The 26,089-nt window shown below is 43.3% G+C and carries 27 protein-coding genes; 7 read left to right on the top strand and 20 right to left on the bottom strand.

What is annotated here, in order from left to right; translation table 11 throughout:
- Positions 1 to 125 precede the first annotated feature (125 nt).
- A complete protein-coding gene (tldD, locus tag A4G17_RS01835) occupies positions 126 to 1,571 on the top strand; it encodes a metalloprotease TldD (RefSeq protein WP_123956968.1) in 1,446 nt (481 codons plus the stop codon).
- Positions 1,572 to 1,725: 154 nt separating this feature from the next.
- Here the strand turns inward: tldD and A4G17_RS01830 are convergent, their stop codons facing one another.
- Entirely contained in the window at positions 1,726 to 2,025 is a 300-nt protein-coding gene (locus A4G17_RS01830; protein ID WP_165894249.1) for a hypothetical protein, read from the bottom strand.
- Between the two features lie 23 nt (positions 2,026 to 2,048).
- Here A4G17_RS01830 and prmA point away from each other — a divergent pair, with 23 nt between their 5' ends.
- Positions 2,049 to 2,930, top strand: coding sequence for a 50S ribosomal protein L11 methyltransferase (gene prmA, locus A4G17_RS01825; protein WP_123956967.1), 882 nt, complete (start codon positions 2,049 to 2,051; stop codon positions 2,928 to 2,930).
- A 127-nt stretch (positions 2,931 to 3,057) separates the two neighbouring features.
- Here the strand turns inward: prmA and A4G17_RS01820 are convergent, their stop codons facing one another.
- Positions 3,058 to 3,597 carry an RBBP9/YdeN family alpha/beta hydrolase gene (locus A4G17_RS01820; protein WP_123956966.1) on the bottom strand — a complete coding sequence of 180 codons (540 nt, stop codon included), beginning with the start codon at positions 3,595 to 3,597 and terminating at the stop codon, positions 3,058 to 3,060.
- 181 nt (positions 3,598 to 3,778) lie between these two features.
- Between A4G17_RS01820 and fumC the strand changes: the two genes are divergently transcribed.
- The gene (fumC, locus tag A4G17_RS01815; protein WP_123956965.1) at positions 3,779 to 5,173 is read left to right on the top strand and encodes a class II fumarate hydratase; all 1,395 of its coding nucleotides are present in this window, start codon (positions 3,779 to 3,781) and stop codon (positions 5,171 to 5,173) included.
- 21 nt (positions 5,174 to 5,194) lie between these two features.
- Here fumC and xerC read toward each other — a convergent pair whose 3' ends face one another.
- The 11 genes from xerC to A4G17_RS01760 all read right to left on the bottom strand — a co-directional run bounded on the left by xerC (position 5,195) and on the right by A4G17_RS01760 (position 13,860).
- A complete protein-coding gene (gene xerC / locus A4G17_RS01810) occupies positions 5,195 to 6,100 on the bottom strand; it encodes a tyrosine recombinase XerC (protein WP_123956964.1) in 906 nt (301 codons plus the stop codon).
- Position 6,101: 1 nt separating this feature from the next.
- Positions 6,102 to 6,392 (bottom strand): DUF5377 family protein, encoded by a 291-nt coding sequence (locus tag A4G17_RS01805; protein ID WP_123956963.1) that lies wholly within the window; start codon positions 6,390 to 6,392, stop codon positions 6,102 to 6,104.
- Between the two features lie 28 nt (positions 6,393 to 6,420).
- A complete protein-coding gene (locus A4G17_RS01800; protein WP_123956962.1) occupies positions 6,421 to 6,855 on the bottom strand; it encodes an SEL1-like repeat protein in 435 nt (144 codons plus the stop codon).
- 65 nt (positions 6,856 to 6,920) lie between these two features.
- A complete protein-coding gene (gene glyS / locus A4G17_RS01795) occupies positions 6,921 to 8,984 on the bottom strand; it encodes a glycine--tRNA ligase subunit beta (RefSeq protein ID WP_123956961.1) in 2,064 nt (687 codons plus the stop codon).
- Positions 8,985 to 9,015: 31 nt separating this feature from the next.
- Positions 9,016 to 9,177, bottom strand: coding sequence for a hypothetical protein (locus tag A4G17_RS01790; RefSeq protein ID WP_165894248.1), 162 nt, complete (start codon positions 9,175 to 9,177; stop codon positions 9,016 to 9,018).
- 341 nt (positions 9,178 to 9,518) lie between these two features.
- Entirely contained in the window at positions 9,519 to 9,881 is a 363-nt protein-coding gene (locus A4G17_RS01785; protein WP_123956960.1) for an endonuclease domain-containing protein, read from the bottom strand.
- Between the two features lie 42 nt (positions 9,882 to 9,923).
- Positions 9,924 to 10,544, bottom strand: coding sequence for a glutathione S-transferase N-terminal domain-containing protein (locus A4G17_RS01780; RefSeq protein ID WP_123956959.1), 621 nt, complete (start codon positions 10,542 to 10,544; stop codon positions 9,924 to 9,926).
- A 9-nt stretch (positions 10,545 to 10,553) separates the two neighbouring features.
- A complete protein-coding gene (locus A4G17_RS01775) occupies positions 10,554 to 10,814 on the bottom strand; it encodes a hypothetical protein (protein WP_123956958.1) in 261 nt (86 codons plus the stop codon).
- 26 nt (positions 10,815 to 10,840) lie between these two features.
- Positions 10,841 to 11,209, bottom strand: coding sequence for a hypothetical protein (locus A4G17_RS01770; RefSeq protein ID WP_207948558.1), 369 nt, complete (start codon positions 11,207 to 11,209; stop codon positions 10,841 to 10,843).
- Between the two features lie 44 nt (positions 11,210 to 11,253).
- Positions 11,254 to 12,159, bottom strand: a complete 906-nt coding sequence (gene glyQ / locus A4G17_RS01765) for a glycine--tRNA ligase subunit alpha (protein ID WP_123956957.1) — start codon at positions 12,157 to 12,159, stop codon at positions 11,254 to 11,256.
- Between the two features lie 123 nt (positions 12,160 to 12,282).
- Positions 12,283 to 13,860, bottom strand: coding sequence for an AbgT family transporter (locus tag A4G17_RS01760; protein WP_207948557.1), 1,578 nt, complete (start codon positions 13,858 to 13,860; stop codon positions 12,283 to 12,285).
- Positions 13,861 to 14,042: 182 nt separating this feature from the next.
- Here A4G17_RS01760 and A4G17_RS01755 point away from each other — a divergent pair, with 182 nt between their 5' ends.
- Positions 14,043 to 15,248 carry a ribosomal protein uL16 3-hydroxylase gene (locus A4G17_RS01755; RefSeq protein WP_123956955.1) on the top strand — a complete coding sequence of 402 codons (1,206 nt, stop codon included), beginning with the start codon at positions 14,043 to 14,045 and terminating at the stop codon, positions 15,246 to 15,248.
- A gap of 65 nt (positions 15,249 to 15,313) precedes the next feature.
- On the opposite strand, the gene A4G17_RS01750 is transcribed toward A4G17_RS01755, so the two are convergent.
- The 7 genes from A4G17_RS01750 to ppa form a co-directional block, all read right to left on the bottom strand.
- Complete coding sequence (locus tag A4G17_RS01750) at positions 15,314 to 15,640, bottom strand: AzlD domain-containing protein (RefSeq protein ID WP_236941019.1); 327 nt, start codon at positions 15,638 to 15,640, stop codon at positions 15,314 to 15,316.
- Complete coding sequence (locus A4G17_RS01745; RefSeq protein WP_123956954.1) at positions 15,633 to 16,343, bottom strand: AzlC family ABC transporter permease; 711 nt, start codon at positions 16,341 to 16,343, stop codon at positions 15,633 to 15,635. Before A4G17_RS01745 ends, A4G17_RS01750 begins: the two co-directional genes overlap by 8 nt.
- A 113-nt stretch (positions 16,344 to 16,456) precedes the next feature.
- Complete coding sequence (gene qseC / locus A4G17_RS01740; protein WP_123957081.1) at positions 16,457 to 17,812, bottom strand: quorum sensing histidine kinase QseC; 1,356 nt, start codon at positions 17,810 to 17,812, stop codon at positions 16,457 to 16,459.
- A complete protein-coding gene (locus A4G17_RS01735; RefSeq protein WP_123956953.1) occupies positions 17,799 to 18,470 on the bottom strand; it encodes a response regulator in 672 nt (223 codons plus the stop codon). The genes qseC and A4G17_RS01735 overlap by 14 nt, the downstream gene beginning before the upstream one ends.
- Before the next feature lie 63 nt (positions 18,471 to 18,533).
- Entirely contained in the window at positions 18,534 to 18,902 is a 369-nt protein-coding gene (locus A4G17_RS01730) for a YgiW/YdeI family stress tolerance OB fold protein (RefSeq protein ID WP_123956952.1), read from the bottom strand.
- A 99-nt stretch (positions 18,903 to 19,001) separates the two neighbouring features.
- Positions 19,002 to 19,769 (bottom strand): M48 family metallopeptidase, encoded by a 768-nt coding sequence (locus A4G17_RS01725; RefSeq protein ID WP_123956951.1) that lies wholly within the window; start codon positions 19,767 to 19,769, stop codon positions 19,002 to 19,004.
- A 69-nt stretch (positions 19,770 to 19,838) separates the two neighbouring features.
- The gene (ppa, locus tag A4G17_RS01720) at positions 19,839 to 20,366 is read right to left on the bottom strand and encodes an inorganic diphosphatase (RefSeq protein WP_123956950.1); all 528 of its coding nucleotides are present in this window, start codon (positions 20,364 to 20,366) and stop codon (positions 19,839 to 19,841) included.
- Between the two features lie 181 nt (positions 20,367 to 20,547).
- On the opposite strand from ppa, the gene trpB reads away from it, so the two are divergent.
- The 3 genes from trpB to A4G17_RS01705 all read left to right on the top strand — a co-directional run bounded on the left by trpB (position 20,548) and on the right by A4G17_RS01705 (position 26,063).
- Positions 20,548 to 21,753, top strand: a complete 1,206-nt coding sequence (gene trpB, locus A4G17_RS01715) for a tryptophan synthase subunit beta (RefSeq protein ID WP_123956949.1) — start codon at positions 20,548 to 20,550, stop codon at positions 21,751 to 21,753.
- Between the two features lie 185 nt (positions 21,754 to 21,938).
- Positions 21,939 to 23,420 (top strand): ketol-acid reductoisomerase, encoded by a 1,482-nt coding sequence (gene ilvC, locus A4G17_RS01710; RefSeq protein ID WP_123956948.1) that lies wholly within the window; start codon positions 21,939 to 21,941, stop codon positions 23,418 to 23,420.
- Between the two features lie 69 nt (positions 23,421 to 23,489).
- Positions 23,490 to 26,063, top strand: a complete 2,574-nt coding sequence (locus A4G17_RS01705; protein WP_123956947.1) for an autotransporter outer membrane beta-barrel domain-containing protein — start codon at positions 23,490 to 23,492, stop codon at positions 26,061 to 26,063.
- Positions 26,064 to 26,089: the final 26 nt, after the last annotated feature.

Below are 26,089 nucleotides of genomic sequence, written 5' to 3'. Positions count from 1 at the left end.
AAATGGCAATCAAGTTTAGACAAGCGGTCACTTCCCGTGAGAAATTTGCAAATTTTTCGCAGGATCTGACCGTTTGTGTCGCTTTTTTGCTAAAATCCCGCCATTTTTATTCAACGAGAAAGGCAATGTTAAATTCCGTTTCAAACAGCTTGCTTGCACCGAGTGGGCTTGAGCTTTCGCAGTTGGCGAAGGTGTTAGATATTTTTTCCGATCGTCACATTGATTATGGCGATCTCTATTTTCAGTTAAGCCAAGACGAGAGTTGGTCGTTGGAAGATAGCATCATCAAAGAAGGCGGGTTTTATATCGATCGTGGTGTGGGCGTGCGGGCGGTATCGGGCGAGAAAACGGGCTTTGCCTATGCCGACCAAATCACGCTCAATCAGCTTGAGCAGTGTGCGATGGCGGCACGTTCAATTAGCCAAACAAGCGGTCAGTTATTGGTAAAAAATTTCAAGAAAGTGACCGCTTGTCCACGCTATCCAGCGTTAAATCCCCTTGAAAGTTTGAGTCGTGAGCAGAAAGTGGAGTTACTGCATTTAGTTGACCGAATGGCTCGGGCGGAAGATCCACGGGTAATTCAAGTCAATGCCAGTTTGTCGGCGGTGTATGAAGAAATGTTGGTCGCTGCCACCGATGGCACACTCGCGGCAGATATTCGTCCGCTGGTTCGCCTTTCTATTTCCGTATTAGTGGAAAAAAACGGCAAACGGGAGCGTGGTAGTGCGGGGGCGGGCGGACGTTTCGGGCTAAATTGGTTCTTTGAGCCGCATCACACAGGCGACAGCCGTGCGGTCTATCTCGCCAAAGAAGCCGTTCGCCAAGCGGTGGTCAATTTGGGAGCGATTGCGGCGCCTGCAGGGGCGTTGCCGATTGTACTTGGAGCAGGTTGGCCGGGAATTTTGCTGCACGAAGCCGTCGGGCACGGCTTAGAAGGCGATTTCAACCGTAAAGCGTCATCGCTTTTCACGGGGAGAATTGGCGAGCTGGTGACTTCTCCGCTCTGCACCATTGTCGATGACGGCACGGTCGACAATATGCGTGGCTCCATTACCGTTGATGATGAGGGCGTGCCTTCACAGCGTAACGTGTTGATTGAAAACGGGATTTTGAAAGGCTATATGCAAGACAAAATGAACGCTCGCTTAATGGGCGTTGCCCCAACAGGCAACGGGCGGCGGGAATCCTATGCACATCTGCCGATGCCACGCATGACTAACACCTATATGACGGAAGGCAACCACGAATTTGACGAGATGATCGAATCCATCGACTTCGGCATCTACGCCCCGCATTTCAGCGGTGGGCAGGTCGATATTACGTCGGGCAAATTTGTGTTCTCAACCTCGGAAGCTTATCTGATTGAAAAAGGCAAAATAGGCAAAGCTGTAACGGGGGCAACCCTTATCGGCTCAGGGATCGAAGCGATGCAACAAGTGTCAATGGTCGGCAAAAAAATGGAACTTGACCTCGGTATCGGCACCTGTGGAAAAGAAGGACAAAGCGTCCCCGTTGGCGTGGGGCAGCCGTGTGTGAAGTTAGATAAAATTACGGTGGGTGGTCGAGGATAAGGTTTCTACTCACCGATCGAGCAAGTTCCTTCTACTTTCTTTGCTTGTGCAAAGAAAGTAGCAAAGAAACACCCCCTGCTTCGCTTGGTTGTGATTTCTTTAACGGAAAATTTGTAAACTCGCTACGCTCAAACAGTACAAATTTTCCTAGAAATCACAAGCCGCTCAGAAGGGAACCTGATCCGTCTTTTCGATTTGCAAAATTTTCATTAGAACTGACCGCTTGTAAAGAACATATTTCCCCTGCGTTTCGCCGCAGCGGTTGCGTAAACTTTTGAGAACGACTTTTCGTGTTTGAGCTTGCAACGCAAGCGAGTTTGAAAAGTTCGTTCCAAAAGTTAGCAATAAGCGTAGGGAAAAGAAACGCTTGGGGTCGCTTTTCTTTGCCTACTTTCTTTGGCGAAGCAAAGAAAGTAGGGAACTTATCTTCTTTGTGATGTTTGATAAACATCATCAATATAAAAAGGAAAAATATCAATGGCTTGGGTACAAATTCGTTTAAATAGCACAGATCAAAAAGCAGAAGCAATCAGTGATTTTTTAGAAGAAATCGGGGCGGTGTCTGTCACTTTTATGGACAGCCAAGATACACCGATTTTTGAACCATTGCCGGGCGAAACTCGCCTGTGGGGCAATACAGACGTTGTCGCCTTGTTTGATGCGGAAACAGATATGCAGACAATCGTGGCGGCATTGCAAACAAGCGGTGTGATTGAGCCAGAATTTGCCTACAAAATTGAACAAATTGAAGATAAAGATTGGGAACGAGAGTGGATGGATAACTTCCACCCGATGCAGTTCGGTCGGCGGTTATGGATCTGCCCAAGTTGGCGAGAGGTGCCTGATCCAAATGCGGTGAATGTGATGCTTGACCCAGGGCTTGCATTTGGCACGGGGACCCATCCGACTACGGCCCTTTGTTTGCAATGGCTAGATGGATTGGATTTACAAGGCAAAACGGTCATCGACTTCGGTTGCGGTTCGGGGATTTTAGCGATTGCGGCGTTGAAACTCGGGGCAAAAGCAGCGATTGGCATTGACATCGACCCGCAAGCGATTTTAGCCAGCCGTAATAATGCGGAAGCGAACGGCGTGGCGGACAAATTGCAACTCTTTCTCGCCAAAGATCAACCGCAAAATCTACACGCAGACGTAGTGGTCGCAAACATTCTCGCTGGGCCGTTGAAAGAACTTGCCCCGCAAATAATCACGTTGGTGAAACCGCAAGGCGATCTTGGTTTATCGGGCATTCTCGCCACTCAAGCAGCGTCCGTATGTGAAGCGTATCAAACCGCCTTTGAGCTTGATCCTGTCGTTGAAAAAGAAGAATGGTGCCGAATTACCGGCGTGAAGCGGTAAATCCATTTGCAAAAAATGCAACGGAACTGACCGCTTGTTGCGGTCAGTTTGCGTTGATACGGCTCGTCTGTGATGAGTTAATTCTCTGCCACTCGTTAAAAACGGGCGGCATCAACATCTCCCTAACCTATTCAATCCACGCTTTAAGCAAGGCTAACACCAGCGGAAATGCTGTCCAACCTTCTCGGTCGAGAAAATGCCCGCCGTGGTTTAAACGGAAATAATCCGCCTGCAAATGTTGTGCCAAGGCATCGCTATATTGGTGTGGCACGATATGATCATCCAACGCCGCAACCACTTTGCAAGGAAACGCCGTCAAAGTGGGCTGTTTCGCATAAAATTCAGCAAAAGGTGCAAGCTCTGGCAAGGTGTGTAACGGTTGATAGAAACCCGAAACCAATATCGCACCTGCTGGCGTAAGCTGCTGTTTGGCAAGGAAATTTAGCCAAGTGATACAGCCCAAACTATGTCCGACGATAATCGTTTTTTCATCCATTTGCACATGCTGCTCTAAAAACGCCACCCATTTTTCAGGCGTTGGATTGTCCGAATCAGGCATCGCTAAACGTTCGCACGGCACGCCAATGCTCTCTAACTCCCGTGCTAACCAGGGAAACCAATGTTTGTCGGGGGAGGCGGTATAGCCATGCACAATATACACTTTCATTTTTTATTCCTTATAAAAACAAGCGGTCAGATTCTAGCACAATTTTGCAAAATTCTTGGCTGATCTGACCGCTTGCAAAAGTATGATCCATATCACAAAACCAATAAAAAGTTGGGCGGACACGGGGCGTGGCGTGGTACTATTTCATCGCTATTTTTTGATTATTTCTTAGGAGAAAACGATGGAATTTCGTATTGAAAAAGACACGATGGGTGAAGTGAAAGTCCCTGCTGATCGCTACTGGGCGGCACAAACTGAGCGTTCACGCAACAATTTCAAAATTGGTCCTGAAGGCTCAATGCCTGCCGAAATTATCGAAGCTTTCGGTTATCTTAAAAAAGCCGCTGCCTTTGCTAACCACGATTTAGGGGTATTGCCTGTTGAAAAACGCGATTTAATCGCTAAAGCCTGTGATGAAATTCTAGCCAAGCAATTAGATGGCGAGTTCCCACTGGTTATCTGGCAAACCGGTTCAGGCACACAATCAAATATGAACGTCAATGAAGTGGTAGCAAATCGTGCCCACGTGCTTAATGGTGGAAAATTAGGCGAAAAATCCATCATTCACCCGAACGATGATGTCAATAAATCCCAATCTTCTAATGACACATATCCAACGGCAATGCACATTGCCGCATACAAAAAAGTGGTTGAACACACTTTGCCTTGCATAAAACGTTTACAAAAAACCTTGGCGGATAAAGCCGAAGCCTTTAAAGATGTGGTGAAAATTGGTCGTACGCACTTAATGGACGCTACGCCCCTTACTCTTGGTCAAGAGTTCTCAGCCTATGCCGCACAACTTGCATTCGGCATCAAAGCCTTAGAAAACACCTTACCGCACTTGCGTGAGTTAGCCCTTGGCGGCACGGCGGTGGGTACAGGCTTGAACACACCAAAAGGCTACGATGTGAAAGTGGCGGAATACATCGCTCAATTCACTGGCTTGCCATTTGTCACGGCTCAAAACAAATTTGAAGCACTTGCCACCCACGATGCGATTGTGGAAACACACGGTGCGTTAAAACAACTGGCGGTTTCACTCTACAAAATTGCGAATGATGTGCGTTTGTTGGCGTCAGGTCCACGTTCTGGTATTGGTGAAATTTTAATCCCTGAGAATGAGCCAGGATCGTCCATTATGCCAGGTAAAGTGAACCCAACTCAATGCGAAGCGATGACCATGGTTTGTGCTCAAGTGTTGGGTAATGATGTCACTATCTCATTCGCTGGTACACAAGGACATTTCCAATTGAATGTGTACAAGCCAGTTATGGCGTACAATTTCTTGCAATCTGCACAATTATTGGGCGATGCATGTGTGTCATTCGATGAACATTGTGCAATCGGTATCGAGCCAAACTACCCACGTATTAAACAGCAATTAGAGCAATCATTAATGCTCGTCACGGCATTAAATACCCATATTGGTTACGAAAATGCAGCGAAAATTGCCAAAACAGCTCACAAAAATGGTACAACTCTCAAAGAAGAAGCGATCAACTTAGGTTTAGTGACTGCAGAACAATTCGATGAGTGGGTACGCCCAGAAGATATGGTGGGGAGTTTGAAATAACGGAGAATAAGGGGGTGTGAATCATCCCCTATTTTTTCGACGAGCTCTTGGATGAGCGGCATCATAGATTTTTGCAAGATGTTGGAAATCTAAATGGGTGTAAATTTGAGTGGTTGACAGATCGCTATGCCCGAGCAATTCTTGTACCGCACGTAAATCGGAACTGGCTTCTAAAAGATGTGTTGCGAAAGAATGCCGCAGTTTATGGGGGTGTAAGTGGCTGGTAAGCCCTTGTTGTTTTCCCCATTTTTCCATCACAGCTTGGATTGAACGGTGGGCTAAACGCCCACCTTTTTTATTTAAAAACAATGCGTTATCGTGAGGTTTGAATTGTTCTCTTACATTAAGCCAGCGTTGAATGGCGGCAATCGCTTTTGAGCCAATAGGCACAATCCGCTCTTTACTGCGTTTACCGAGTACTTTCACTTCGCCCACGGTAAGATCGAGATCGCCTAAGTTTAAGCCTTGTAACTCTGATAAACGTAAACCAGAACTATACATCAGCTCCATCATTGCCAAATCCCGCAGATCCAATGGATCATGGCTATCAGAATTGAGCAGCTGAGCGACTTGCTCCGCATCAATGTTTTTTGGCAAGTGCTTCGGGGCTTTGGGCGATTTGATCCCAATTGCGACATTATGGCTGAGCGTGCCTTTTTCAACAAGAAAGGCCAAAAATTGGCGTAAGGCGACCAATCTCAGCCCAACACTTTTTGCTCCCAAGCCCTGCTGTTTATGGCTTTGAGCTACCATCCAACGTACCGCTTGAACATCGACAGACTGCCAATCTAGAATTTCCGCTTGAGTAAACAGTGCACAAATTGCCTTAAGCTGCCGTTGATAGTTGCTCAACGTGTGTGGGCTGACTTGCTTTTCAATTCGCAGAAAGTCCCAATAGGGCTGTGTTTGAGCGTAAAGAAGAGACATACTAGGCGAGATTCAATTTACCAATTTGAATGCCAATTTTGCCCAATGCCACAGGGCCTAAATACTCGGCAAGGAATTTGAATAAATCTTCCACATTGTCGAAAATATAGTGATTCTCGACTTCTTTTTCGACCTTGCGAGTAAATTCATAGCGGACTTTTTCGCCATCAATATGGGCTTCTAACTTGAGTGAAACCGTTTCAAAATAGTGGCTCATCGCCCCTTCTAAACCTGGGTCACTCACTCGCACATCCCATTGATTGCTAAATAAAAGTTCGGTTTTGATTGTCATATTATCTTTCCTATATTGACGAAAAATGCTACAAAAGTTGTTTCCGATAATATTCAATATTGGCTTTGTCACTATCCCAAAGTAGCTTGTTGTTTTCTGCTTTATTTAACCAATATTTTGCCTTCTCGGGCTGTTGTTGATGAAGGTAAATTTTGATCATCAAGAATTGGCTATCAATATTATCTCGATGAGCTGATTTTCTAATAAAATTGACCACTTGCGGGTTGCTGTCGGCGAGTTCAATGTGTTCTTCAATTAACTTTGCTAAATTGATTCCCGAGCCGGCATGACCTTTTTCGGCAAGCGGCAACCAAGTATCTACTGCCAGTTGAAAATTGCCTTGTTCAATGGCTTGCATTGCTTTCTGCCAACCGTCTTCAATTGGATCTTGCCCATAGACGAAATGGGGCGATAGCGGGATTGCCAATAGAATAGGCAGCCATAGTGTTAATCGTTTTTTCATGTGATTTGCAAAATTTTTATAGAAAACGACCGCTTGTCATCAACAAGCGGTCTGATTTGAGCAATTTATTGCAACACCGAAATATCTGCTACTTGTAAGAACAGATTTTGTAGGGTGTTTAAAATCGCTAAACGATTTTGGCGGAGAGCGGGATCTTCCGCGTTCACCATGACGTTGTCGAAGAAGTTATCCACAGGCTGACGTAAACTTGCCAGTTTATCCAATACTGCTGTGTAATCGCCTTGAGCAATTAACGGTTCCACTTCTGCTTTTAAGCTCAATACGGCTTCCGCAAGGGCTTTTTCTGCAGGTTCTACGCAAGCGTTCACATTGATTTCGCCGATAGCGGTTTCTGCTTTCGCCAAAATGTTGCTCACACGTTTATTCGCTGCGGCTAATGCGGCAGCAGCTTCCAAACTACGGAAATGCGATACCGCACGCACACGAGCGTCAAAATCCGCTGGGCGAGTTGGGCGGCGAGCTAATACAGCTTGGATCACATCAACACTAAAGCCTTCGTCTTGATACCAAGCTCTGAAACGACCAAGCATAAAGTCCACCACTTCATCAACCACGTTAGCATTAGTCAGTTTATCACCGAAAAGAGCGGTCGATTTTTTAACTAAATCTGCAAGATCGAGCGGTAAATTTTTCTCAACGATGATGCGTAACGCCCCCAATGCGGCACGACGTAGAGCGAATGGGTCGGCACTGCCTTTTGGTTGCTGACCGATACCGAAAATCCCTGTGAGTGTGTCGAATTTGTCCGCTAAAGCTACTGCACTTGCTACTAATGATTTTGGCAATTCATCGCCCGCAAAACGAGGCATATATTGTTCGTTCAATGCCACCGACACTTCTTCATCTTCGCCATCGTGACGGGCATAGTGCATTCCCATTACGCCTTGGGTATCGGTAAATTCAAACACCATATTAGTCATCAAATCGCATTTAGAGAGCAAGCCCGCACGTTTCGCTTTGGCTTCGTCTGCACCAATTTGTTTCGCAATTTCCCCTGCAAGTTGTTCAATACGAGCGGTTTTATCACGCAATGTGCCAAGCTGTTGTTGGAATAAAACCGTTTCCAAGCGTGGAAGTTGGTCTTCTAAACGCTGTTTTAAGTCAGTTTTGAAGAAGAACTCGGCATCGGTTAAACGTGGGCGAACCACTTTTTCGTTTCCTTCAATAATCTTGCTTGGATCTTCAGGATTGATATTCGATACAAAGATAAAGTGCGGTAATAATTTGCCCTCTTTGTCATAAATCGGGAAATATTTTTGGTCGCCTTTCATGGTGTAAACCAAGGCTTCCGCTGGCACAGCAAGGAAACGATCTTCAAATTTCGCCGCTAAGACATTTGGATATTCCACCAAGGAAGTGACTTCATCTAATAAGTCGTCTTCAATGTCCGCAACGCCACCGAGAGCGGTCGCTTTTTGCTGAGATTTTGCAAAAATTTCTGCACGACGCTCGTTGAAATCAGCAATCACCGAGCCTTTTTCTTTGAGTAACTGTGGATATTGATCAGCGTTGTCGATTTGGAATTCAGGCTCGCCAAGGAAACGGTGCCCACGAATAGTGCGACCGCTTGCTACGCCTAAAATTTCGCCTTCAATTAACTCTGCACCGAACAGCAACGTCACCGTATGCACAGGGCGAACGAACTGTTCGCTTTTATCGCCCCAACGCATGGTTTTCGGGATAGGTAATTTCGCCAAAGCGTTGCTGATAATGCCAACTAGCAAGTTTTTGGTCGGCTGACCTTCAATCACCGCACGATGTACCAGCCACTCACCTTTGTCGGTAGCGATACGCTCTGCCTGTTCAACAGCAATGCCACAGCCTTTCGCCCAGCCTTCTGCCGCTTTGGTTGGCTTACCTTCAGCATCAAACGCCGCCGACACCGCTGGTCCACGCTTTTCAACTTCTTTGCTCGGCTGACTTTCCGCCAAACCTAGCACCTTCACCGCCAAACGGCGTGGTGCTGCAAACCATTCTACTTTGTCAAAAGCCAACCCCGCTTGGTTTAACTCTTGCTCTACATTCTCCGCAAATGCGGTCGCTAATTTTTTGAGTGCCTTCGGTGGCAACTCTTCAGTGCCGATCTCGGCGAGGAAGTTTTGTTTCATTTTGTTTTTCTCTTATAAAATCTCAATATAACTAATTTACTATAAATTCTTTAATGGCTAACCAATCTTCCCATGCGTATTCAGGTGAGATATCTTGATAACCACGATTTTCTGATAATTCTATAAAATCAGAATAATTCATCCTAATGCAAGTACAATCTTCTGCTATTTTCATAACTTCTTCTTGAGTCAATGGAAAACCCTTCTCTTTTTCTGCATTAACTAACAAACTAAGCTAGGAATTGGCACAATAATACTTTTTTCTTTCATAAATTTTACCTTGCTCTTCTAATATAAATGCTTAACTAGCTGGTATTTAACACTTACTTCGCAATCTTAGTCTGCCAAATCTCCCCTAGCCCCTCTTTGCTAAAGAGGGGAACTTGATCGAGGGAGATTGTAGCTACTTATTCTACTTTTCGATCTTATTTTTGAGTATTTCCACTTCACGCTAATTTGTGGAAATCTAATCCCCCTCTTTAGCAAAGAGGGGCTAGGGGAGATTTGGCAGTCTCAAATTCCGAAGAAATTAATTTAATCTTCCACTTCTCCTATCAAAAATTGATAAATCTCTTCCACCACATTATCAATTTCTAACATTACTTGTCTGTTGTCAAAACGTAAAACCGTTAACCCAAGAGATTGTAATTCTAAATCTCTCATTTTATCTTTTACTTGATGCTCATTGTCGTAATGTTGTCCGCCATCAAGTTCAATTACTAACTTTGACTTTGCACAATAAAAATCAACAATATAAGTTAAAAGCGGTTTTTGGCGATTAAATCTGAAACTGAGTTGATCATTACGCGATCTTGCCCATAATTTCTTTTCTGCATCCGTTTGGGTTGAACGCAACTTTTGGGCATTTGGCTTTAACGATTTTGTATAAGGTTTCATTTGCAAAATTTCCGTTAAATTTAACCGCTTGCAAAATTATTCCTATGGCTTCGTTTCTCCCAACGCTTGGTATTTTTCATTCATCTTACCCGCCCATTCCACTAAGTGCGGTGCGATTTCATTGAGATTGATACCTAATTTTTCGCTACGTAAGAGATACCAGTCAATCAAGCAAACGGCGGAAATGGTGCCAAGATTTAACTCATCGCCAAATTGAGTGAGATGCTTTTCTAACTCTTTGAAACTACGGATATTTCGTTCAGTAAGTAGTTGATGACGAGCTGTCCACCATTCATTTTCAGGGCGAAGTAGACGTTCAGAAATAATCGGTAGCGTGTTCTCCATAATGCCGTCGGTCAGTGCGTGGAGCTGTAGCACTTTCCAACGCTCACTATTGCGTGGCAATAAAAGATGCTCTGGCTGACTGTTTGCCCCTAAATGATCCAAATACTCACAAATCACATGGCTGTTATATAGCCATTCGCCGTTATCCATTTGTAACGCAGGCACTCGACCGAGCGGATTATCTTGATTATGTGGCGAATTGGGATCAAAAGAAGATTGAATAGTCATCAATTCAATTTGATCATCTAGCTTGTGATGTTTAATTACCGCCATCACTTTGCGAACATATGGGCTTGTGGTTGAATGCCAGAGTTTCATTTTATTTCCTTACTTAAATAACGGTTCAAGCTCGTTTAAATTTAGATAAACCTCATCACCCAAAAGTAGAGCTGGAATACCGATATAACCATTTTGTTTGGCTTGCTCAAAGGCTAGGTGATTATCTCGTAATTTTAAGAAATGTTTGAAATTTGCCATTGAACACATAATTTCCACCGCTTCATAATCTACCTTTAAACGTTCCAATTCTGCCATGAACGGTGGTGTGTCAGGGCAGAGATTGGCGAAAAATAATGTGGGTTTAGTCATAATACATATCTACTCTAAATCTCTGACTAGTTCTTATCTTTATAAAAATCCATCACATTTGAACATTTTTTCTCTATAGCCATAGCGTATAAACGATTAAAACGTCCATCTGCCGCATTCATATCTACAGTATGAGCATTACTAGTATCAATAAAGAACCATGGAACAAGTAGGAATATACCACTCACGCCCAAAAAAGCATTTAAGCCAATTTGAGAATTTCTATCACTGTGTGATTTCTCTTTAATTTTTTTAGCTTCTTGCATTTCATGCAAAATAATTTGACATGATTTTGTATCATCCCCTGTTTGAGATAGAGGGATAGGATTTGGTTTAGTCTGCATACAAGCAGATAAAAATGTTGTAATAACAATTGATGTAATGACTTTTTTCATATAAAGGCTCTTCTAGTTAAACAAAAATAAAATGAATGGTATTTTTACTTACACCCCGGGAACCCTAAGGCTTCACGGCTTGCATAATAGGCTTCGGCAACACCTTTGGTTAGGGCACGAATGCGTAAAATGTAGCGTTGGCGTTCGGTTACAGAAATCGCTTTGCGTGCGTCTAATAAGTTGAAGCTATGTGCTGCTTTTAAGATGCGTTCGTAAGCAGGTAACGGTAATGGTTTTTCAAGGGCAAGTAGCTCTTGAGCTTCTTTTTCGTACTGTTCGAAGCAGTAGAATAAGAAATCAGTGTTGGCGTATTCAAAGTTGTAGGTAGATTGTTCTACTTCGTTTTGGTGGAATACGTCGCCATAGGTGGTTTTACCGAGTGGACCATCAGACCAAACAAGATCGTAAACGCTATCTACGCCTTGAATGTACATCGCTAAACGTTCTAAACCGTAGGTAATTTCGCCTGTAACAGGTTTACATTCTAAGCCGCCAACTTGTTGGAAATAAGTGAATTGGGTCACTTCCATCCCGTTGAGCCACACTTCCCAGCCTAAGCCCCAAGCACCTAAAGTTGGGTTTTCCCAGTTATCTTCCACGAAACGAATGTCGTTTTGCGTTGGGTCGAAACCGAGCATTTTTAAGCTGTCTAAATAGAGTTCTTGAATGTTGTCTGGTGAAGGTTTAATCACCACTTGGAATTGGTAGTAATGTTGTAAACGGTTTGGGTTTTCGCCGTAGCGACCATCTGTTGGACGGCGTGAAGGCTGAACATAAGCAAATGCCATTGGCTCTGGACCTAAGGCACGCAAGCAGGTCATCGGGTGAGATGTCCCCGCACCGACTTCCATATCAAACGGCTGAACGATAGTTGCCCCTTGCTGTGCCCAGTAATCTTGCAGGGCGAGAATCATACCTTGAAAGGTTTTTACGTTAAATTTTGCACTCATTCTAATTTTCTCTAAAAATATCCAAAAAATGGCGGATATTATAGCTTGCAAGCGGTTAGATTTGCGGATTTTTTTGCAAATTTGCATGAAAAAAGCAAGGCATTTGCCTTGCTTTAGGAGAGATTATGGAGCTGGATAGTAGGTGTGTGAACCAGGGCCAACAGGCAGCCCTAAAATGAATACCCAGACGTAGAACAGAATTGTCCAGCCGACAATGAAGATGAAAGAATATGGAATCATCATTGCCATCAATGTTCCAACGCCCGTATCTTTCTTATAGCGAACGGCCACTGCCATGATTAAACCGAAGTAGCTCATCATTGGCGTAATGATATTAGTGGTAGAGTCGCCGATTCGGTATGCTGTCTGAATCACTTCAGGTGCATAGCCCACTAGCATCAACATTGGTACGAAAATGGGTGCGGTGAGTGCCCATTGTGCTGAAGCAGATGAGATCATTAAGTTGATAAACGCACAGATTAAAATAAAGCCGATAAACAGTAATGGACCTGTGAGTTTCAAATCAATTAATAAATTTGCCCCTTTCACCGCCACGATTGAGCCGAGATTGGTCCAGCCAAAAAATGCCACAAATTGTGCCGCAAAGAACACCAATACGATATACATTCCAAGTGAGCTAATGCTGCCTGACATTGCTTTAACGAGATCTTTGCTGTCTTTCATCGAGCCAGTCACACGTCCGTAGATGTAGCCTGGAATTGCAAAGAAGATAAAAATAAAGACGACAATACCATGCAAGAATGGTGAACCAGCAACTAATCCTGTTTTTGGATGACGTAAAATTCCATCTGCTGGCACAACTGACCAAGCCAATAATGCGGCAAAAATCAGCATCGCAAAGCCTGCCCATTTCAACCCTTTTTTCTCAAGTGCGGTGAGTTTATCAATTTTGCTGTTGAGAATTTCGGTATCTGATGCATCTGCTGAGTTGTACTTGCCCAGTTGTGGTTCAACGATTTTTTCGGTAACAAAGTAACCTAAGCCAGCGACTAAGAATGTACTCACAATCATAAAGAACCAGTTTGCTTCAGGGCCAACAACATAGTTTGGATCAACTAATTTGGCGGCTTCTTGAGTAATTCCAGAAAGAAGCGGATCAACGGTGCCGAGTAATAAGTTTGCACTATAACCACCAGATACCCCAGCAAATGCGGCGGCAAGTCCAGCTAGTGGATGGCGACCAAGAGCATGGAAAATCATTGCGGCTAATGGAATTAAAACGACATAGCCTAATTCAGAAGCGGTATTTGAGATCACCCCAGCAAAGACAACGGTGAAAGTGACCAATTTTTTCGGCGCACCTACGACCAAACCACGCAATGCCGCTGAAATCATCCCTGATGATTCTGCGATACCAACCCCGAGCATTGCAACGAGTACCGTACCAAGCGGAGCGAAATTGGTGAAGTTTTTCACCAAACTACTGACCATATAAGCAATGCCTTCTTGGCTAAGTAAGCTACGAACATGAATTATCCCGTCTGCTGCACGAGCAGATGCCGTAGCAGGGCGAGGGTCGGCAACGCTGACGCCAAAGTAGGACAAAATGGCAGAGAGTACGATCAAAATTGTACACATCCACATAAAAAGAATAATGGGGTGGGGTAATAGGTTGCCAAGCCATTCGACGCTGGTCAAAAAGCGTTGCATGCCCCCTTTCTTTGGTTGATTTTGCTGCATTTGCAAACTCCTCATACTGTGTTGCTAAAAATTGTACAAATTATTTCACATTTCTTTAACAAACTCAAAATAATAAACATTATTTACCTTTCTTGATATGAGTAAAACTCCCGCCAGATTTTTTCCTTTACTCGACAAAATGCGTTACACTAAGGCAAACCCTGAGTCATAAGGAGCGAACTATGAACATTCCATTCTGCTTACCTGAAAATATTACCCCCGAAGGCTTTTTGCAAAATTATTGGCAGAAACGACCGCTTGTGATCCGCAACGGCTTGCCGCAAATTGTGGGGCTATTTGAACCAGCGGATATTATCGAGTTGGCTCAGGAAGAGGAGGTGACTGCGCGTTTAATCCAAACACACCAAACCGAAGACGGCGAGAAATGGTCGCTCAAACGCAGCCCGCTGGCTGAGGAGGATTTTGAACACTTGCCTGAACAGTGGTCTGTGCTGGTGCAAAATTTAGAGCAATGGTCGCCTGAACTTGGTGCGTTGTGGCAAGCCTTTGGCTACATTCCGCAATGGCAGCGGGATGATATTATGGTCTCTTACGCTCCAGCGGGTGGTTCGGTTGGCCGTCACTATGATGAATACGATGTCTTTTTGGTGCAGGGTTATGGACACCGCCGCTGGCAGCTTGGGAAATGGTGCGATGCCAGCACAGAGTTTAAAGCGAATCAGCCGATCCGCATTTTTGATGATATGGGCGACATCATTTTTGATGAAGTGCTTGCCCCAGGCGATGTGTTGTATGTACCGTCTCGCTTGTCGCACTACGGCGTGGCACAAGATGATTGCTTAACGTTCTCGTTTGGCTTGCGTTTCCCGAATGCGACGGATTTGCTCGAAAACCTGTGCAAAACCATTGAACACCAAAGCGATATTTTGCCAAGTTCGCAATTTGCCATTCCGTTCCGTTTATCGCCAAACGCTCAGCCGAATGCGTTACTCGATCCAAAAATGGTGGCGACACTCAAAACCCAACTGATTGATTTATTGCAGCAGTCGAGCCAATTTGATGAGCTGTTTACTCATAGCGTGGCGACTGCGGTGAGTGCTCGCCGTTATGAACAGCTCACTGAAGACAACGAATTTTATCCAGATGAAGTGCAAGAAGTGTTGGAAGCGGGCGGTTGGATTCAACAAGATGCCAACGTCAAAATGCTTTACACGGAAAATCCGTTGCGGGTTTATGTGAATGGTGAATGGATCGATGAATTAAACGAAGCAGAAGCGAATTTGTTGATTCGTATTGCCAACGGTGATGCGATTTCGTGGAATAAACTCGCCTCGCGGGTCGAAAACCAAGACGAACTTGAGTTATTACTCGATACCCTGTGCGACTGGCTCGACAGTGGTTGGGTAACATTAGAAGAAGGTGAATAAATTTTCGAGATCCAATAAAAATAGAGGCGTTTAAAACGCCTCTATGTGTTTGTTGGTGTCGTAGATTATCCGATTATCCACAACAATAAGTTCACGTTTAAAATCCCAAGGGTAACGCTGAGCAAGATGTTATTCAGCCATTTGTAGCTGAGTACAACGGCAACGAGTGACACAATCTGAGCAAAAAAGCGTGAATAATCATGTGTGGCTGTTGGCAGGCTGAGGCTGGTTAGTACGAGCAGTAGCATAATCACAAGCGGTAACATTTTGTTGAGTTTTTGCAAAATCGGATGTGCAAGTAATGTTTTAGGCAACACCTGTGGGATAAAGCGTGGAAGTTGTGTGCCGAGCGTTAATGCGACGAGCATTAACATCATTTCCCAATCAGTCATTGGTTTGCTCCTTGTTACGAGTGAAAGATTGCGGTAATAGGGCAACAATAACAATCGCAATCAAGATGGCAATTAATAATACCGAGCTATCGCTGATTTGGCGGGCGAGCAGAAAGCCCACAAGCGCAATGAAAATGGATTTCCACTGTTTTTGGGTTTTGTATTGTTCATACGCTAAAATGGCAAATAAACATGGCAGTGCAAAATCTAGATTGGGAATATAGCGAGAAATGGAGTCTCCTAGCACAATGCCAACAATGGTTGCGAATGTCCAATAGCCTACGCCTAACATTGTTGCTTTGAACATCATTGATTGACGAGCAGTTGGGGGGAGAGTGCTTAACAAGGCAAAATTTTCATCGGTCATATAGCTAATACTTAAGGTGCGTTGGGGCTTTTCTTCTGGAAGAAATTCTCGCATATTTAAAGTATAAAAAATAAACCGTAAGCTCATTAGTAGTGTGCTTAGAAAAATGGAAACAAGCCCCGCACCTGAGACGAAAAAAGGAATGGCTGCATACTGGGCGGTGCCTGAGAATACGGTGATACACATTACAATAGTAAACCAAGCGGGAAGTCCAGCATTGGTTGCCAGTACGCCATAAGCAATGCCTGCGGCGAGATACCCCATAAAAATGGGCGTGGTGAGCTTAATCGCACTTTTCCAGCTATTTTCTAGATGATGTTCAAACTGATTCGACATAAAACCTCATACATAAAATAAAGGAACTGGCAGTGTGGCCAGTTCCTTCGTCTCATTATAACCAAATTTCGGTAAAACGCATTTGCAAAATTTGGGGCGGATCTAACCGCTTGTTACCAACGTATTGTCACTTTCAGACCTTTATTTCCTTCCGTATCAAACGCATTTTCCACTTGAACTTGGCTGTGATGTAGCTCAGCGATCCGATGCACAATGGAGAGCCCTAAACCGCTTCCTTTTTCATTTTGCCCTGCTGGACGGTAGAAGCGTTGTCCAAGTTTTGCTAGGTCCTCATCGCTCACCCCTCCGCCGTTGTCTTGTACGGTAATGGCATTTTTCTCCAAGCGAACCATGATTTTTGAACCTTCGTTCGCATATTTGATGGCATTATCGAGTAAATTTCGCATGAGCAACGAGAGCAAAAGGGGCTGCCCTTTGCGAGTTGGTGGTGTGTCAATATGCTCAAAAATCAGTTCCATATTGCGTTTTTCAGCGCTGAAATAGAGCTCGCTAATAATGGATGGAATCAATTTCTCCCAGTGTATATCTTCAACACCTTCAAGTGCCTTTAAGTTATCCAAACGAGAGAGAGTGAGCAGTTGCTCAATGAGTTGTGTTGCGCGGTTGATGCCTTGTGTCAGGTTATTTAATGCTTTGTCTCTTAGCTCGTTGTTTTCTCCTGCAATTTGGGCGATTTCAGTCTGAATTTTGAGTGCGGCAAGTGGGCTACGCAATTCATGTGCTGCATCAGACGTAAAACGTCGTTCACGCAATAGCATTGTTGATGTGCGGTCAAAGAACTGATTAAGTTCTGTGACAAGTGGTAAGATTTCCTTCGGCAATTCTGTGGTGTCGATCAGTGTCGTTTCTTCTGGAGTGCGTTGGCTCACCTGTTCGCTAACTTGTTTTAAACGATAAAGCTCTCGATTGATCAACCAAGTAATGAACGCCAGCAGTAAAGGAAGGCTTGCAAACCAAATCCACATTTGCCCGAATACCATTTTGTTAATCAGATCTTCGCGATAATCAATTTCTTGTCCTACAGCAACACTTAATCGTCCATCACCAATCGGGAGCCAGAAAATTCGCCAATCATCATCTTCATCTTGGATTTTAGTGGTAGCAAATCCGATATGATGTTTGTAAGTGAAGTTCTCGCCATTTCGGCCGTCACTGAGTACCATTTCTCCCCGATGAGTGAAAACGGCAAAAGCTAATGCGTCATCATCAAAATGGGCTTTTTTGAGCGATTTCTTGCGTTTGGGGTGTTTGTCTAACAACAGCATATGGAGATCGGAGGTTGCCAAGCGTTGAGCAAACAGAATTTGTTGTGCATCAAAAACTTCATTCACTTCTTTGCGGACTTGTACCCACGCAACGGCAGTAGAAACCAACCAGATAGACATCGCTGCAATAGAAAGAATGACGATTAAACGGAAACGTAAGCTACGATTTTTACGGATTCTCATCATTTTTTCCTAAGGCATACCCGACACCATGCACCGTTCGAATAAATTGCTTGCCTAGTTTTTGGCGTAAATTATAAATATGCACTTCTAACGCATTACTGCTAACTTCATCATCCCAAGTGTAGAGTTTTTCTTCGATCATGGAACGAGTCAGAACACGATCTTTGTTGTGCATAAAGAGAGCAAGTAAATGGTATTCACGGGTTGTTAATGCAATTTCTTGATCTTTCAAATAGACTTTTCGTAAGTTCGGATCAAAGCGAACCAAACTGTGTTCAATAATGGGATTGGTTTGTCCGTAGCGGCGGCGAATAAGTGCTTGTAAGCGAGCAACCACTTCAGATAAGGCAAAAGGCTTGCATAAATAATCATCGGCACCGAGTTGTAGCCCTTTAACGCGTTCATCCAATGTATCGCGGGCGGTGAGAATTAAGACGGGGGCGTCTTGATTGGCTTTTCGCCACTGTTGAAGTATGTCTAAACCATCCATTTTGGGCAACGTAAGATCCAGTACAACAGCATCGTAAGGTGCGGTTGCCAGTGCATCTAATCCTGTTTTCCCATCGGTAAACCAATCAACGCTGAACCCTGATTGGGTCAGCCCAATTTTAAGCCCTTCGCCAATTAAGCTATCGTCTTCGATTAATAAAATACGCATGGTTTTTCCTGTGAATGAAAAAAGTAGGGGCGAAAGATTTTCCGCCCCGCTATAAATTAGCAATTAGTGTTTTTGGATACGATACACATCAACGCTGTTTGCTCCAATCGTTTCTTTATCCACTTGACCGTAGAGAGTGATTCTGTCGTTCACCCCTACGTTTTGACCTTGCCAGGCGTTATCGTCAACATCAATTTTGATTTCGCCAGTTCCATCACGGAACATAAATTCATCGTCATCAATTTGACGAGTAATTGAACCAGTTAGCTTTGCAGGAGCATGGTCATTTGCTTCTAATGCTTGAGCAACGGTGCTAACCATTGTGCCTTGACTTGTAAAGCCGCCGCCTTGCTGCGTGTTATTACCTTGGAAACCCGCAACAGAGGCAGAAGATAACGCAAGTAAGGAGGCTAAAGTAAATAATTTTTTCATTAAGTTTGTCCTATCAGAAGTAAAACGATTGTGTGTTTTGATGTAAGCATTAAATCATTAAGATATTAAGAAAGTCTTAAGGACAAACATATTGTGAAATTATTTTTTATTATTTAAGTAGATCTCTTTCGCTTTAGGGACTAAACGAGCGAGATTTTTCTGGCGATCTTCGTTTGAAGGGTGAGTTGAGAAGATCGATAAACCAGAGCCTCCACTCGCTTGACTCATTTTTACCCATACATTCGGCGCTGCTTCAGGGTTATAGCCCGACTCCGCCATAAGGAATAGCCCTACTTCATCGGCTTCCGTTTCTTGGCTGCGTGAAAATGGCTTGTTCAAGCCGAACTCAGTAAGCATATCCACGGCATCATAGCCACCAACATTTGTTGAAATGCCTTGTGTTGCTAAGGCAATTTTACCTAACTCGCCTGCAATGCCGGTAATCGCACTGACAGTGCGGTCCGATTTACTATGCTCTTGCAGGGCGTGAGCCATTTCATGACCAACAATCACCGCAATCTCATCATCGCTCAGTTTTAAACGTTCAACTAAGCCCGTATAGAATGCCATTTTACCGCCAGGCATAGCCCACGCATTCAACTCATTATCTTTGAGAACAATCATCTCCCACTGAAATGGAACACCGGTTTTATTCGCTTTCTCAGCGTAAGGTTTCATTTTTTGGAATACGCGATGTACTTTTTGTGCGGTCGGGGAATTTGTATCAATCGCACGTTGGGCAGAGGCCTGTTGTTTCAATTGTGCATAGCTGTGAGCGGCTTCTTGATTCAAGCTCGCCGTATTCACACAACTCGCTATACCGAGAGAAACGAAAGTGATTGCGGCAAGTTTTTTGGCTTTTTTCATAAATAGTTCCGATTAATCATGGAGATAGAAAAATGCCAAAGGATGACCTTTGGCACCGATTAAATAACATTATTTTTTCGCACGTTCGAAAGATTCTAAAATCTCTTGGCGAGCCGCCTCAACGCCTTCCCAGCCATCAACTTTCACCCATTTACCGGCTTCTAATGCTTTGTAGCTTTCGAAGAAGTGTTGGATTTGTGCTTTTAATAATGCAGGTAAATCGCCCACATCTTTAATGTGATCGTATTCTTTACTTAATTTTGTGTGTGGAACCGCAACTACTTTTGCATCGCCACCGGCCTCATCAGTCATTTTTAACACACCAACTGGACGGCAGCGGATCACCGAACCTGGTTGAAGTGGGTATGGGGTTGGGACTAGCACATCCACAGGGTCACCATCAGAAGATAAAGTGTGGTTTACATAACCGTAGTTCGCAGGGTAGAACATTGCCGTTGCCATAAAACGATCCACGAATAATGCACCGCTTTCTTTGTCCACTTCGTATTTGATTGGATCAGAGTTCGCAGGAATTTCGATTACAACATAAATATCATCTGGTAATGCTTTACCAGCAGGTACGTTTTCTAAGCCCATTTTGGTTTCCTTCTTGTTAGAAATAGTGTGAAAAACGCAACAATTATAGCTGATCCTTTTCGCCACGCAAAGCAAGCGGTCAGATTTCAAGAGAATTTTGCAAATTTGCACTTTACATCTTGGACATATTATTGTAATTTTACACTACTTTAATAGTTTAAAGATACAAAAGGAACATAATATGGCACAGGAATCACTCAACCCACTCGTTACCCCCGATCATCTTGGTAATTTTGGTCAGCACGGCGGAAAAATCGCTCACCCCGCATTAGCCAAAGCCCTTGAAGAAATTGAGCAAGGCTTTCGTCAAATTATTGGCGATCCTGAATTTTTGGCTGAAATGAAACGGCTACAAGCAACTTATGTCGGTCGCCCAAGCCCGATTTATCACGCTCGCACCTTATCCAAAAACGGTGCTCAAATCTTCTTAAAACGCGAAGATCTCAACCATACAGGTGCCCATAAAATCAACCACTGCATTGGTGAAGTGCTGTTAGCTAAAAAACTGGGCAAGAAAAAAGTGATCGCGGAAACTGGTGCGGGGCAACATGGTGTTGCTCTTGCTACTGCAGCGGCCTTGCTCGGATTAGAATGTGAAATTCATATGGGTGTGCTCGATATCGCCAAAGAACATCCGAACGTTTCTCGTATGAAAATTCTTGGGGCCACCCTTGTGCCTGTTTCAGACGGTGCAGGCACATTGAAAGAAGCGGTTGATAGTGCTTTTGCCTCCTATATGCAGCAAATTGATGACAGTATGTTTGCGATTGGTTCGGTAGTCGGTCCAGCACCTTATCCAGAAATGGTGGCGTATTTCCAAAGCATTGTTGGACACGAAGCCCGAGAGCAATTCACCAATCAATATGGCGGCTTGCCTGATGAAGTGATCGCTTGTGTCGGCGGCGGTTCCAATGCGTTAGGGCTATTCAATGCGTTTATTGATGATAAAGAGGTTGCCTTGGTCGGTGTGGAACCTGCAGGCGAAGGGCTGGAAATTGCAGGTCGCCACGCAGCCACCATGACCAAAGGCAAATTCGGAAATATTCAAGGCTTCAACTGCTACTATTTACAAGAAGAAGATGGTACACCGTCTGCCGTTCACTCGATTGCCTCAGGCTTAGATTACCCTGGCGTTGGGCCGCAACATTGCTATTTGAAAGATATTGGACGTGGGCGTTACGAAACGGCTACCGATCAAGAGTGCTTAGATGCTTTTCTTGCCCTTTCTCGCCAAGAAGGGATTATCTCCGCCCTTGAAAGTTCCCATGCCGTCGCCTACGCCCTTCGCCGTGCTAAAGAATTAGGCAGTGATAAGCGTTTGCTCGTGAATTTATCAGGACGAGGCGATAAAGACATTGACTTCGTGCTGAGCAAAATCAATCTATAGCCAATACAAGCGGTGAGATCCATGCTGTTTTTTGCAATTTGCAAAACGTTTATCGGATCTGACCGCTTGCGTTTCACAAATTGCAATTATAAATGGCAATAATATCACTTTTCGCAATCATAAGTTCGGCATATACTCGCCATCAGTCAACATACACCTGATTTCAAAATAAAAGGAAAAGAACAATGGCAAACTACTTCAATACACTCAATCTTCGTCAGCAATTAGATCAATTAGGTCGTTGTCGTTTTATGAACCGTGATGAATTTGCCGATGAAGCAAATTTCTTAAAAGGTAAAAAAATCGTTATCGTCGGCTGTGGGGCTCAAGGCTTGAACCAAGGCTTGAATATGCGTGATTCGGGGTTAGACATTAGCTATGCGTTACGCCCTGAAGCGATTGCGGAAAAACGTGCCTCTTTCCAACGTGCAACGGAAAATGGCTTTAAAGTAGGCACTTACGAAGAACTTATCCCAAGTGCAGATTTAGTGATTAACTTAACCCCAGATAAACAACACTCAAAAGTGGTTGCAGATGTGATGCCGTTAATCAAAAAAGGGGCGGCGTTAGGTTATTCACACGGCTTAAATATCGTTGAAGTAGGCGAGCAAATCCGTCCTGACATCACGGTGGTAATGGTTGCACCAAAATGCCCTGGTACCGAAGTGCGTGAAGAATACAAACGTGGTTTCGGTGTGCCAACGCTTATCGCCGTTCACCCTGAAAACGACCCACAAGGCGAAGGCTTAGCCATTGCAAAAGCGTGGGCAGCAGCAACGGGCGGTCATCGTGCGGGCGTGTTAGAGTCCTCTTTCGTAGCGGAAGTCAAATCGGACTTGATGGGCGAGCAAACCATTCTGTGCGGGATGTTACAAGCAGGTTCGATCGTTTGTTATGACAAATTAGTTGCCGAAGGCAAAGATCCCGCTTACGCTGGGAAATTGATCCAATACGGCTGGGAAACGATCACCGAAGCGTTAAAGCAAGGTGGCATCACGCTAATGATGGATCGCTTATCCAACTCGGCAAAACTGCGAGCGTTCGAGCTTTCCGAGCAAATCAAAGACGAATTAGCGTTCTTATTTGAAAAACATATGGACGACATCATCAGTGGTGAATTTTCTGCCACGATGATGGCAGACTGGGCAAATGGCGATGCAAACTTGCTCAAATGGCGTGAAGAAACGGGCAAAACCGCCTTTGAAAACGCCCCGAAAGGCGACAGCATTCGCATTAGCGAGCAAGAGTATTTCGACAACGGCGTGTTAATGGTGGCAATGGTCAAAGCAGGCGTAGAATTAGCCTTCGACACAATGGTGGCAAGCGGTATCTATGAAGAATCTGCCTACTATGAATCGCTGCACGAATTGCCGTTAATCGCCAATACAATCGCTCGTAAACGCTTATACGAAATGAATGTGGTGATTTCCGACACTGCAGAATACGGCAACTACCTATTTGCAAACGTGGCAACCCCAATTCTGCGTGAAAAAGTGATCCCAACCTTACAAAAAGGTGATTTAGGCGAACCGACTCCAACGGTTGAAATTGACAACGTTACCTTGCGTGATGTAAACGATGCGATTCGCAACCACCCAATCGAGTACATCGGACAAGAGTTGCGTGGCTATATGACCGATATGAAACGCATTTCATCACAGGGTTAATTGAGATAGAATAAAGCCAGCTTTCGAGCTGGCTTTTCAATATTCGATAATAAAACTAGGAGATTATCCATGAATAATAAACTATTTAAACTAAGTACAATTTCATTAGCTATATTACTATATTCGAATTCATCTCAAGCAGAATATTGTGATATTCAACCTATTTCTAAAGATAATCGTGTATATCTTGATATAAACAATAATAGCTCTATTAAGAATCTACATAAATGTACTATTGATAAGAGCAAGGCAAATGAATTACTATCTATTAAAATTGATGGTATTAATGATTTTACAATAAGTGAAAGCAACATATCTGCCAATAGTTTGAATAAGAACCTGACCTTATTAGATATTAACAAATCCAATACATCCATAAAGGACTCAAGCCTATCTTTAATCATTCCAGAAAAATCCTATTCTAGAAATTTAATTGAAGCCAGAGATTCTAATTTGGCAATAAACAATTCAAACCTTAATCTCCAAATAGATTATATGGATTATTATGCTCACAAAGATTTTATTAGATTATATAACTCTATAGCTGATATTAAGAATACAACATTTTTGATTAGTGGACTGCCCACAAATGATAATAGAATAGTTCCTAAATTTATCGAAATTCTTAATAATTCTAAAGTAACATTAAATAATACTAAATTTGAATCCAACAGAGCTGTCCAAGGCTTTTGGTTAAATAATAATTCATCTCTTTCAATGGATAACGTAGATTTGGATTTTAGTGTAGGCAACAGTACTATTTTTGTATATGGAAAACAAGGAAATAGTATTATTTTAAATAACTCTAAGCTACAAGCAGAAAAATTTCTAGGAAGGATGATGTTTATAGATGAAAGAAGTGAGCCTGTTTCACTCAAAATAGCATTTAATAACAGCCATATCCAATCTAATACTTTAGCAAACTGGCAAGACTTTATACAGGATGTAACAATAGATCTTAAAAACGGCTCTACACTTAGCGGAAAATTAATTAGTGATAAATATAATTCAGGAAACCAAACGTTCAAACTTAATCTAAGTGAAAACTCTAAATTTACTGGCTCATTAGAAAATACCCCACATATATTATCTAAATATCTAGCTCACGTATCCTTAAATAATTCAACATGGGAAATAGATGATAATTCAAAAATCACATCTATGAAGATGCTTAATTCTAATGTATATATCAAGCCTATTAAAGATAACTTTAAGACATTGATTATTAGTGAAGATCTCAATGGGAATGGTATTTTTCATATAAACACTGATCTTGCCAATAATAAATCTGATTCTATCTATATTTATGGTAAGGATAGTGGTAAATTTTATCTTAATATAAATGATACAGGAAATGAACCAAATGAGGCAAATGGCATAGTTTATTTAGTTTATACACAGACAGATGAAAATGGAGCAGAATTCAGCCTGCTTAATCGAGATTATGTAGATGCGGGTGCTTACCGATATCGTTTATCAAAAGAGCGAGGGGCTTGGACTCTATCAAATAAACAAGCTGAGCTAACTAAACCTGTTGAACCCGTAAAACCTGTTGAGCCAGTAAAACCTGTTGAGCCAGCAAAACCTGTTGAGCCAGTAAAACCTGTTGAGCCAGCAAAACCTGTTGAGCCAGTAAAACCTGTTGAACCAACAAAACCTGTTGAGCCAGTAAAACCTGTCGAACCAACAAAACCTGTTGAGCCAGTAAAACCTGTCGAACCAACAAAACCTGTTCTGCCAGTACCACCAACAGCACCAAGCGTTCCAACTCAAGTGGTATTGAGTGAAAAATCGAATGCGTTAGTTTCATTACGTCAAGCACAATTATTGCAATTAGAACAAAGCCTTGCAGGGCTTCACCAACGTTTAGGTGAAATCAAACAAGGTGAAAATGGCAATGTTTGGGTGAGAAATCTCAACAGTCGTAGCGATTTTGCCGCAACCAAAACAGCAGAAAATAGCCAATCATCTGGTTTCAAACAAGATTTCCACGGCATTCAAATCGGTACAGATGCAAACGTATCCGAAAACCTTCGTTTAGGCGGATTCGTCGGCAAGGAGCGTTCAGATGTTGATTTCAATGGTGAATATGGTTCAGGCAAAATCAGCGGGCAGTCCGTTGGGCTTTATGGCACTTACCAGACTGACAGCGGGTTATATTTTGATAATATCGCCAAATTCAGTCGATTAAATGTAAGCTCAAAAGGCACAGAAAAACGCCGTTATCACGCCTACACACTTTCTAGTGAGATTGGCAAAATCTTCACCTTTGGCGATCAATGGACTGTTACACCAAATGCTCAACTTGCGTGGACAACTTTATCAGGCAAAGCTGATGAACAGCGCATTTCAAGCCTTTACAGCCGAATTGGTACACGATTGGCGAAAGTGTTGAAAGTAGGTGAATGGCAATGGCAGCCTTATGCGGAACTCAATGCAGTTACCGCAAAAAATTCCAACAATCAAGTGAACGTGAACCAATACCGCTTTGATGTTGCTGCTAGCCGCGGCAGAGTGGAAACGGCACTCGGTTTGAACTTAACCAAAGGTAGCCACCGTTTTGGTATTGAAGCCAAAACAACAAATGGCAAATATCTAGATCAACCTCTCGTTATTCAAGCAGGCTATCGTTATTCTTGGTAACTTGCCACTGCTATATTTTGTAAATC

The sequence above is a fragment of the Frederiksenia canicola genome (genome assembly GCF_011455495.1).
GTDB classification, from domain to species: Bacteria; Pseudomonadota; Gammaproteobacteria; order Enterobacterales; family Pasteurellaceae; genus Frederiksenia; species Frederiksenia canicola.
Note: the sequence above shows the minus strand (reverse complement) of the source record. Positions and strands in the feature narration are given on the sequence as shown.

What these genes read in the sequence shown, in the direction of transcription:
- tldD (WP_123956968.1), top strand. Translation starts at nt 126, where the DNA reads ATGTTAAATTCCGTTTCAAACAGCTTGCTTGCACCGAGTGGGCTTGAG.
- A4G17_RS01735 (WP_123956953.1), bottom strand. Translation starts at nt 18,470, where the DNA reads ATGCGTATTTTATTAATCGAAGACGATAGCTTAATTGGCGAAGGGCTT.
- glyQ (WP_123956957.1), bottom strand. Translation starts at nt 12,159, where the DNA reads ATGAGTGCAAAATTTAACGTAAAAACCTTTCAAGGTATGATTCTCGCC.
- A4G17_RS01780 (WP_123956959.1), bottom strand. Translation starts at nt 10,544, where the DNA reads ATGAAACTCTGGCATTCAACCACAAGCCCATATGTTCGCAAAGTGATG.
- A4G17_RS01820 (WP_123956966.1), bottom strand. Translation starts at nt 3,597, where the DNA reads ATGAAAGTGTATATTGTGCATGGCTATACCGCCTCCCCCGACAAACAT.
- fumC (WP_123956965.1), top strand. Translation starts at nt 3,779, where the DNA reads ATGGAATTTCGTATTGAAAAAGACACGATGGGTGAAGTGAAAGTCCCT.
- xerC (WP_123956964.1), bottom strand. Translation starts at nt 6,100, where the DNA reads ATGTCTCTTCTTTACGCTCAAACACAGCCCTATTGGGACTTTCTGCGA.
- ppa (WP_123956950.1), bottom strand. Translation starts at nt 20,366, where the DNA reads ATGGGCTTAGAAAACGTACCTGCTGGTAAAGCATTACCAGATGATATT.
- A4G17_RS01800 (WP_123956962.1), bottom strand. Translation starts at nt 6,855, where the DNA reads ATGAAAAAACGATTAACACTATGGCTGCCTATTCTATTGGCAATCCCG.
- ilvC (WP_123956948.1), top strand. Translation starts at nt 21,939, where the DNA reads ATGGCAAACTACTTCAATACACTCAATCTTCGTCAGCAATTAGATCAA.
- A4G17_RS01760 (WP_207948557.1), bottom strand. Translation starts at nt 13,860, where the DNA reads ATGCAGCAAAATCAACCAAAGAAAGGGGGCATGCAACGCTTTTTGACC.
- A4G17_RS01730 (WP_123956952.1), bottom strand. Translation starts at nt 18,902, where the DNA reads ATGAAAAAATTATTTACTTTAGCCTCCTTACTTGCGTTATCTTCTGCC.
- A4G17_RS01755 (WP_123956955.1), top strand. Translation starts at nt 14,043, where the DNA reads ATGAACATTCCATTCTGCTTACCTGAAAATATTACCCCCGAAGGCTTT.
- A4G17_RS01775 (WP_123956958.1), bottom strand. Translation starts at nt 10,814, where the DNA reads ATGACTAAACCCACATTATTTTTCGCCAATCTCTGCCCTGACACACCA.
- trpB (WP_123956949.1), top strand. Translation starts at nt 20,548, where the DNA reads ATGGCACAGGAATCACTCAACCCACTCGTTACCCCCGATCATCTTGGT.
- glyS (WP_123956961.1), bottom strand. Translation starts at nt 8,984, where the DNA reads ATGAAACAAAACTTCCTCGCCGAGATCGGCACTGAAGAGTTGCCACCG.
- A4G17_RS01750 (WP_236941019.1), bottom strand. Translation starts at nt 15,640, where the DNA reads ATGACTGATTGGGAAATGATGTTAATGCTCGTCGCATTAACGCTCGGC.
- A4G17_RS01830 (WP_165894249.1), bottom strand. Translation starts at nt 2,025, where the DNA reads ATGATGTTTATCAAACATCACAAAGAAGATAAGTTCCCTACTTTCTTT.
- A4G17_RS01745 (WP_123956954.1), bottom strand. Translation starts at nt 16,343, where the DNA reads ATGTCGAATCAGTTTGAACATCATCTAGAAAATAGCTGGAAAAGTGCG.
- A4G17_RS01785 (WP_123956960.1), bottom strand. Translation starts at nt 9,881, where the DNA reads ATGAAACCTTATACAAAATCGTTAAAGCCAAATGCCCAAAAGTTGCGT.
- A4G17_RS01770 (WP_207948558.1), bottom strand. Translation starts at nt 11,209, where the DNA reads ATGAAAAAAGTCATTACATCAATTGTTATTACAACATTTTTATCTGCT.
- A4G17_RS01805 (WP_123956963.1), bottom strand. Translation starts at nt 6,392, where the DNA reads ATGACAATCAAAACCGAACTTTTATTTAGCAATCAATGGGATGTGCGA.
- A4G17_RS01725 (WP_123956951.1), bottom strand. Translation starts at nt 19,769, where the DNA reads ATGAAAAAAGCCAAAAAACTTGCCGCAATCACTTTCGTTTCTCTCGGT.
- qseC (WP_123957081.1), bottom strand. Translation starts at nt 17,812, where the DNA reads ATGAGAATCCGTAAAAATCGTAGCTTACGTTTCCGTTTAATCGTCATT.
- prmA (WP_123956967.1), top strand. Translation starts at nt 2,049, where the DNA reads ATGGCTTGGGTACAAATTCGTTTAAATAGCACAGATCAAAAAGCAGAA.
- A4G17_RS01705 (WP_123956947.1), top strand. Translation starts at nt 23,490, where the DNA reads ATGAATAATAAACTATTTAAACTAAGTACAATTTCATTAGCTATATTA.